This is a genomic window from Kitasatospora sp. NPDC003701 (genome assembly GCF_053587085.1).
Genome location: NZ_JBSFNM010000089.1, coordinates 24,240 through 30,862 on the forward strand (window position 1 = coordinate 24,240; position 6,623 = coordinate 30,862).

A 6,623-nucleotide genomic window follows, 5' to 3' on the forward strand; every position below is an offset into this window, starting at 1 on the left:
CGGTGCGGCCCGAGGCGCTCCGGAGCGGTCGATCTACTCGATAGGGTGAATGTTCGGGAAGATCGGGTTTGAAGCGCCCGTTCTACGGTCGGCGCCGCCGGTCAGGCGGGCGGTCGATGCGTGCGGCGGCCGCCGGCGGCCGGGGCCCGAGGCGCGGCCGGGCTCATGCGTATACGCAGTTCAGGGGCGGGCCGGCGGCCGGCGGGCGGCCCGAGGGGTAGCTGCCCGGGGTGCGGCGCCGGGCGGGTGGATCGGAGCGGACGGGCCCGGCGGCCCGCGGGCGGTCAGCGCTCGGTGGTCCGGTCGGCGTCCTCGGCCGCCGCGGCGTCCCGGCGGTCCAGGGCCTCGGCGGTCGCGGGGTACTTGCTGCGCAGGCGGTCGCGGAGCGAGAGCACCGGCCCGCCGGTCTCGTCCGAGCCGGAGCCGGAGCCGAAGCCGGAGCCGGTGTCGGTTTCGGAGCCGGAGCCGGAGCCGGTGTCGGGGCCCGCCGCCGCGGCGGCCGGGGTGGTGGCCGACGTCACGGCCGGGTCGGCAGCGGAGCCGGCGGGGGAGCGCAGCTGTGCCACCTCGGCCTCCAGCTCGGCGACCCGGGACTTCAGCTGCTGCGCCTCCTGGGCCGCGTCCCGGTACAGCTGCTTGTTGCGCTTGCCGACGTCCGAGAGCGTGTCCACGCGGTCGGCGAAGGCGTCGCGCTCGTGGACGATCGGCTGGACGATCTGCCCCGCCACCACCGCCGCGATCCAGTCGACCCACTCGTTGATGCGCGTGGTGCCCAGGGGTCCGATCAGTTCGGCGTCCTGCAGGCCGGTGAGCATGGGACGGCGGATCATGTCGGCGATGCTCCGCTGCGGGCCGCTCTGTTCGGTCACGACTGCTCCTCAGTGCTTGCCTCGCGGTGGGGCAGCAGGTGCCGCCGGCGTCACGGTCCGCAGGGCAGGTGCCGGTCTCCTCGGCAATCACCAGCCTAACCACCGGGATTCCGCCGCCGCAGGCCGCCCGGACCCCTGACCTCGGCCGCGGCGTCGCGGGTCGGGCGGCGCGCCGCGGGGAGCCGGGGGGCCGGACGGGTGATTCGGTCGTCCGTGGACGTCGGACGTCGCGGTAGTTCGTGCCGCCAGGGCTTTTCGCCGCAGGCGGCAATTCGGCCGGGCGGGCCATCGGGTCGTGCCCGGACGGGCAACTCGGCCGGGGTCGTCCGGGCAGTCGCCGTGATGGACCGCATTGTCGGCCCGGATCCCTTGCAGGCGGGGCCAGTTGGCCTTTCCCGCCAGGCCTCTGACCTCCGCCGCAGGGCACGGGTGTCGTGTACAGAGCGACTCTTGACGCGTTCTGTCGTTACTGGTTGGGTTGCGCTGTGGCATCACGGGAAGCACACGTATCTCACGAACCTTCCATGAATTCGACTCACAGTGATGCGGTAGCCGTTGTCGGTCTGTCGTGTCGTTTACCCGGGGCTTCGACTCCTGAGGAACTGTGGCGACTTCTCCGGTGCGGTGAAACCTCCGTCACGGAGGTGCCGGAAGGCCGCTGGAGCGAATTGCCGGCGGAAGACGGACAGGCGTCCGAATCCGGCGGATCGATTCCCCGGTGGGGCGGATTCCTCGACCAGGTCGACCGTTTCGACCCCGGCTTCTTCGGCCTTTCGCCGCGCGAGGCGGCGGCGACGGACCCGCAGCAGCGGTTGATGCTGGAACTCGCCTGGGAGGCGCTGGAGCACGCCGGAATCGTCCCGGCGACGCTCGAAGGCGGGGAGGCCGGCGTCTTCTTCGGCGCGATCTGGGACGACTACGCGACCCTGCTGCACCAGCGCGGTCCGCAGGCCCTGACCCAGCACACGGTGACCGGGCTGCACCGCAGCATGATCGCCAACCGGGTCTCCTACACCCTCGGGCTGCGCGGGCCCAGCATGGTGATCGACACCGGCCAGTCCTCCTCCCTGGTCGCCGTCCACCAGGCCTGCGAGAGCCTGCGCCACGGGGAGACCGCGCTCGCACTCGCCGGGGGAGTGAACCTCAACCTCGCCGCGCAGAGCAGCATCGCCGTCGCCCGGTTCGGGGGCCTCTCCCCGACCGGCCGGTGTTTCACCTTCGACGCCCGGGCGGACGGTTACGTCCGGGGCGAGGGCGGCGCGGTGGTCGTCCTGAAACGCCTGTCGGACGCGCTCGCCGACGGTGATCCGATCCACTGCCTGATCCTCGGCGGCGCGGTGAACAACGACGGCGGCGGCGAGGGTCTCACCGCGCCCAGCCGAGCCGCGCAGGAGGAAGTCCTCCGGCGCGCCTATCGGCGGGCCGGGGTCGATCCGGCGGACGTCCAGTACGTGGAGCTCCACGGTACGGGCACGAAGGTCGGTGATCCGGTGGAGGCCGCGGCCCTCGGCGCCGCGCTCGGCCGTCTGCGGGATTCCGGGCGGCCGCTGCTGGTGGGCTCGGCGAAAACCAATGTGGGGCACCTCGAAGGCGCCGCCGGAATCGTCGGGCTGCTCAAGGTCGCACTGAGCCTGCGGCACCGGGAACTGCCGCCCAGCCTCAATTTCGAGAGCCCCAACCCGCTGATCCCGCTGGAATCGCTCCGGCTGCGCGTGCACCGGGAGCCGGGGCCGTGGCCGAGTCCGGACGGGCCGCTGCTGGCGGGTGTGAGCGCGTTCGGCATGGGTGGGACCAACTGCCATGTGGTGCTGTCCGCCGGGCCGCCGCCTGCTGGCGAGCCCCCGGAGGACGCGCCGGAGCCGGCCCGGGCGCTCCCGTGGTTGCTGTCCGGCCGCTCGGTGCCGGCCCTGCGGGCCCAGGCGGCCGCGCTGCTGGTCCGGCTGGACGAGCAGCCCGGGCTCCGCGCGGCGGGCGTCGGCCACGCGCTGGCCGTGACGCGCTCGGCCTTCGAGCAGCGCGCCGCGGTGATCGGCCGGGACGGCGCGCAGTTGCGGCGCGGCCTGGCGGCGCTGGCCCGGGGCGAGAGCGCGGCGGACGTCCTGACGGGGCGGGCGTACGGCAGCGGCCGGCTCGCCTTCCTGTTCGCCGGCCAGGGCAGTCAGCGCCCCGGGGCCGGGCGTGAACTGTACGACGAACACCCGGTGTTCGCCCGGGCCTTGGACGCGGTCTGCGAGCAGGTCGACGCGGCCGCGGCCGCCGCCGGACCGGCGCCGGACGGGCCGCTCCGGGCGGTGATCCTGGCGGCGCCGGGCTCGGCCGCAGCCGGTGCGCTGGACCGCACCAGCGCGGCGCAGCCCGCCCTGTTCGCCGTCGAGGTGGCGCTGTTCCGCCTGCTGGAGAGCCTGGGCGTCCGGCCGGACTTCCTGCTCGGCCACTCCGTCGGCGAACTGGCCGCCGCCCACGTCGCCGGGGTGCTCTCGCTCGCGGACGCCTGCACGCTGGTGGCGGCCCGGGGCCGGCTCATGCAGGCGCTCCCGCCGGGCGGCGCCATGGCGGCCCTCCAGGCCACGGAGCAGGAGCTGCTCCCGCTGCTGGCCGGCCGGGAGGACCGGGTCGGCCTCGCCGCCGTCAACGGCCCGGAGTCGACCGTCGTCGCCGGGGACGAGGACGAGGTCGAGCGGATCGCCGCGCACTGGCGGAGCCTGGGCCGCCGGACCAGGCGGCTGCGGGTCGGCCACGCCTTCCACTCCCCGCACATGGACGCCGTGTTGGCGGACTTCCGCACCGTCGTGGCGGCCCTCGACCTCCGGCCGCCGACCCTCCCGATCGTCTCCACCGTCACCGGCGCCCTCGCCACGGCCGAGGAGCTCGGCTCGGCCGAGTACTGGGTGCGGCACGTGCGCCGGCCGGTCCGGTTCCTCGACGGCATGCGCCGCTTGGAGCGCGAGGGCGTCACCGCCCACCTGGAACTCGGTCCGGACGGCACGCTCGGCACCATGGGCCGGGACTGCCTCACCGAGCCCGACCGGCCGGCGGCCGGACCGGGCGCCGGGCCCGTCCTCGTCCCCACGCTGCGCAAGGACCGGCCCGAGCCCGAGACCCTGGTCACCGCGCTCGCCCGGCTGCACGTCCACGGCGTCGGGGTGGACTGGGAGGCGGTGTTCGCCGGGCACGGCTCCCGCCGGGTCGAGCTGCCCACCTACGCGTTCCAGCGGCAGCGCCACTGGCTCGACGGCACCGCCCGCCCGCCCGTGCCCGGGGCGGCCGGCGACGCGCCGCCGACGAACGACGGGACCGACGTCGCCGAGGTGACCGACCGGGCGGGGCCCGCGCTCCGGCTGGACCGCACCCCGGCCGCCGACCGGGCGGGCGTACTGCTCGACCTGGTGCGCACCGAGGCGGCCGCCGTGCTCGGCCACGGCGACGCGGGCCCGGTCGACCCCGGTCTCTCCTTCAAGGAGCTGGGCTTCGACTCGCTCACCGCGGTGGAGCTGCGCGACCGGCTCGGCGCGGTCACCGGGCTGCGCCTGCCGACCGGCCTGCTGTTCGACCATCCGACGCCCCACGTCCTGGCCGAGCGGCTGGGCGCCCTGCTCCTCCCGGCGGACCGCGCGGACGACGACGACGCCGGCGCCCTGGCGGCGCTGGACCGGCTGGAGCGGGCCCTGGCCGCGACGGGGCCCGACAGCGCCGAGCGCGCGCGGGTCGAGGCCAGGTTGCGGTCCCTGCTGGCCGCTCCGCCGAGAGCCGACGGCGACGACCCGACGCCGGGCAGGCTGCGGACGGCGACGGTCGACGAGCTCTTCGCCTTCATCGACCAGGAGTTCCGCACCGCCTGACGCGCCCCGACGCGCGACGTCCGAACCTTCCGCACGGCCGCACCGACACGGAGTGAAGAGCAGTGGCGAACGAGGAGAAGCTGGTCGACTACCTCAGGTGGGTGACGACCGACCTGTACCGGACCAGGGACCGGCTGCGCGCGGCGGAGGCCGCGTCGACCGAGCCGGTGGCCGTGGTGGGCATGGGCTGCCGGTTCGCGGGGGGCGTGCGGTCCCCGGAGGACCTGTGGCGGCTGGTGCTGGACGGCGGGGACGCGATCGCGCCGCTGCCGACCGACCGCGGGTGGGACCTGGCGGGCCTGTTCGACCCGGAGGCCGGGCGGCCCGGGTCGAGCTACGTCCGGGCGGGCGGGTTCCTGGAGGGGGTCGCGGAGTTCGACGCGGGGTTCTTCGGGATCTCGCCGCGTGAGGCGTTGGCGATGGATCCGCAGCAGCGCCTGCTGCTGGAGACGGCGTGGGAGGCGGTCGAGCGGGCGGGGATCGATCCGCACGCGCTGCGCGGCAGCCGGACGGGTGTCTTCGCCGGCGCGACCGCGCAGGACTACGGCCCCCGGCTGCACGAGGGCTCGGACGAGCTGGGCGGCTATCTGCTGACCGGCGGCACCCCCAGCGTGATCTCCGGACGCGTCGCCTACACGCTGGGCCTGGAGGGGCCGGCGGTGACGGTGGACACGGCGTGCTCCTCGTCGCTGGTGGCGCTGCACCTGGCGGTGCGGTCGTTGCGGTCGGGAGAGTGCGACCTGGCGTTGGCGGGCGGGGTGACGGTGATGTCCACCCCCGGCATGTTCGTCGAGTTCAGCCGGCAGCAGGGCCTGGCCCCGGACGGACGGTGCAAGCCCTTCGCGGCCGCCGCGGACGGCACGGGCTGGAGCGAGGGCGTCGGCGTGCTGCTGGTGGAGCGGCTCTCGGACGCGCGGCGCAACGGGCACCGGGTGCTCGCGGTGGTGCGGGGCAGCGCGGTCAACCAGGACGGGGCGTCGAACGGTCTGACGGCGCCGAACGGGCCCTCGCAGCAGCGGGTGATCCGGCAGGCCCTGGCGGACGCGGGGCTGTCGGCGCGGGACGTGGACGCGGTGGAGGCGCACGGGACGGGCACCCGCCTCGGCGACCCGATCGAGGCCGAGGCGCTGTTGGCGACCTACGGCCGGGGCCGGCCCGAGGGGGAACCGCTCCGGCTGGGCTCGGTGAAGTCGAACATCGGCCACACCCAGGCGGCCGCCGGCCTCGCGGGCGTGATCAAGATGGTGTCGGCGATGCGGGCCGGCGTGCTGCCCAGGACGCTGCACGTGGACGAGCCGTCGCCGCACGTGGACTGGGCCTCGGGGGCCGTCGAGCTGCTGACCGAGGCCCGGGAGTGGCCGGCGGGCGGGCGGCCGCGCCGGGCCGCCGTCTCCTCCTTCGGGATCAGCGGGACCAACGCGCACGTCGTCCTGGAGCAGGCCCCGGCGGAGGACCCCGCCGGGGCGCCGGACGGGCCGGATCGCGGTCCTGCCGGGGTGGTCCCGTGGCTGCTCTCGGGGCGCTCCCCGGAGGCGCTGGCCGCACAGGCCCGGCGCCTGCTGGCGCACCTGGACACCCGGGGCGGCGACCGGCCGGTGGACACCGGCCTCGCGACGGCGGTCACCCGGTCGGTCTTCGAGCACCGTGCCGTGGTCCTGGCCGACCGCGCGGACCGGGAGGGGTTCCGGTCCGCACTGGCGGCGCTGGCCGAGGGCCGGTCCGCCCCGCAGGTGATCGTGGGCGACGCGGCGGGTCCGGTCGGCCGTCCGGTGTTCGTGTTCCCGGGTCAGGGGGCGCAGTGGGTGGGGATGGGGGCGGAACTGTTGGGTTCCTCGCCGGTGTTCGCGGCGCGGATGGGGGAGTGTGCGGAGGCGTTGCGGCCGTTCGTCGGTTGGGAGTTGCTGGATGTGGTGCG

The 6,623-nt window shown here is 75.6% G+C and carries 3 protein-coding genes; 2 read left to right on the forward strand and 1 reads right to left on the reverse strand.

Going from position 1 to position 6,623, the window contains the following annotated elements; all coding sequences use genetic code 11:
• Positions 1 to 284: 284 nt before the first annotated feature.
• Positions 285 to 869, reverse strand: a complete 585-nt coding sequence (locus ACWDRR_RS41220) for a hypothetical protein (protein ID WP_449777450.1) — start codon at positions 867 to 869, stop codon at positions 285 to 287.
• 524 nt (positions 870 to 1,393) lie between these two features.
• Between ACWDRR_RS41220 and ACWDRR_RS41225 the strand changes: the two genes are divergently transcribed.
• Together ACWDRR_RS41225 and ACWDRR_RS41230 are read left to right on the forward strand one after the other, a co-directional pair.
• Positions 1,394 to 4,708: a type I polyketide synthase gene (locus tag ACWDRR_RS41225; RefSeq protein ID WP_449777451.1), complete on the forward strand. Its 3,315-nt coding sequence runs from the start codon at positions 1,394 to 1,396 to the stop codon at positions 4,706 to 4,708.
• A 62-nt stretch (positions 4,709 to 4,770) separates the two neighbouring features.
• A partial coding sequence (locus ACWDRR_RS41230; RefSeq protein ID WP_449777452.1) for a type I polyketide synthase occupies positions 4,771 to 6,623 on the forward strand: 1,853 nt, incomplete at its 3' end.

What these genes read in the sequence shown, in the direction of transcription:
- ACWDRR_RS41225 (WP_449777451.1), top strand. Translation starts at nt 1,394, where the DNA reads ATGAATTCGACTCACAGTGATGCGGTAGCCGTTGTCGGTCTGTCGTGT.